Genomic DNA, 1,816 nt, shown 5'->3' with positions numbered 1-1,816 from the left:
CAGGAGCGGTCCGGGAGTGAGGAGCGGGGCGTCCTGAGTCATGCGCGCGAAGGGGGGCGGGCAAAAATAGAGGAGATCGCGCGGGCTGTGGCTTTCCGAGACCGGTTTCAGCCAGAGTTGAAAGTGGAGAGCCGTTGGGGACCACCTGAAAGGCGGCTTCTGAGAGCTCGCGCGCGAGGATCGGACTGTTACCATCAGGTATTCTCTTAGTCGACGTCGGGCGATGGCACTCCTTCGATCGGATCTGAGGCGCTTCTAGGCGAGGCGGCGACCCTGGAGCTCGGAGTGGACCCAGAGCGCGAGAGTTGCAAATTTTGATCGCCTAGCTTCATACTCAAAGACCGGCATCCCTGTCAGCGATCTCAGCGGGTCGATTAAGCCCCTGAATACGACCATGTCTCGATTTCCCGACGCTTTCCTCTGGGGTGCCGCTACGTCAGCCTATCAGATCGAGGGTTCTCCTCTCGCCGACGGCGCTGGCCCGTCCATCTGGCACCGGTTCTCCCAGTCGCCGGGTCGCACGACAAACGGCGAGACCGGCGACCGAGCCTGCGACCACTACCACCGGATGCCCCAGGACGTCAGCCTGATGGCGGAGCTCGGCCTCGAGGCCTACCGCTTCAGCGTCGCCTGGGCACGTGTGTTGCCCGGGGGCACATGTGGGGCTGTCAACGACGCCGGCCTCGACTTCTATGACCGCCTGGTGGACTGGCTCGCCGAGGCCGGGATCGAGCCGATGCTGACGCTCTATCACTGGGACCTGCCGGCCGCCCTCGACGACCGCGGCGGGTGGCTCAACCGCGACATCGCCGACTGGTTCGCCGATTATGCCCGCGTCGTTCACGATCGCTTGGGCGACCGCGTCTCGAAATGGATCACGCTCAACGAGCCCTGGGTGGTCATGGACGGCGGCTACGTCCGCGGAGGGCTCGCGCCGGGACACCGCGTGCTCGCAGAGGGGCCGCTCTGCGCACACCATCTGCTCCTCGCCAACGCACGAGGAGCCGCGGCCCTCCGGGCCGAGGGCGCACGCGAGGTAGGGATCGCGGTCAACCTAGAGCCGAAGGTGTCCGCGACCGACCTGCCGGAGGACGTCGCCGCGACCTCGAGGGCGGACGCCTACATGAATCGGATCTTCCTCGACCCGATCTTCCGAGGCCGCTATCCCGACGAACTCGCAGACGTGTTCGGCGACGCCTGGCCCACGTTCGCGGCGGCCGACCTCGACGAGATCCAGACGGCACCGGACTTTCTCGGCGTCAACTACTACACGCGCGCCGTTTGCGTCGACGACCCAACGGACCTTCCTGAGCGCGCACGGCGGGTCCGGCAGCCGCGACATCCGTACACCGAGATGGGCTGGGAAGTCTACGCCCCCGCCTTTCGCGACTTGATGATCTGGCTCCGCGACCGCTACGGTGACGTGCCTCAGTACGTCACCGAGAACGGCATGGCTGCCGCTGACCCACCGCAGCCGGTCGGCGGGCGCGTCGACGACCCGCTCCGGCAAGCGTACCTCCACGATCACATCGGCGCAGTCCGCGACGCCCTCGAGGCCGGCGTCGACGTGCGCGGCTACTTCGCGTGGTCGCTGATGGACAACTTCGAGTGGGCGCTGGGCTACGCCAAGCGGTTCGGCCTGGTCCACGTCGACTTCGAGACGCAGGAGCGGACGCCCAAAGCCAGCGCCGACTTCTACCGCCGCGTCATCGAGTCGAACGGGGCCGTCATCGGCGACGCGCTCATCCCGACCGTAGGCACCGTGACGGCGACCGGCGCCACGGCGTCCTCGATCCAGCACGGCGTCTAGAGTCGG

Annotated in this window: 1 protein-coding gene; it reads left to right on the top strand. The window is 67.0% G+C overall.

The window, feature by feature from the left end:
• The first annotated feature begins 394 nt into the window (after positions 1–394).
• A complete protein-coding gene (locus tag WBA11_RS04920) occupies positions 395–1,810 on the top strand; it encodes a GH1 family beta-glucosidase (protein WP_424519606.1) in 1,416 nt (471 codons plus the stop codon).
• Positions 1,811–1,816: the final 6 nt, after the last annotated feature.

Source organism: Rubrivirga sp., from assembly GCF_049648075.1.
Taxonomy (GTDB): Bacteria; Bacteroidota; Rhodothermia; order Rhodothermales; family Rubricoccaceae; genus Rubrivirga.
Note: the sequence above shows the minus strand (reverse complement) of the source record. Positions and strands in the feature narration are given on the sequence as shown.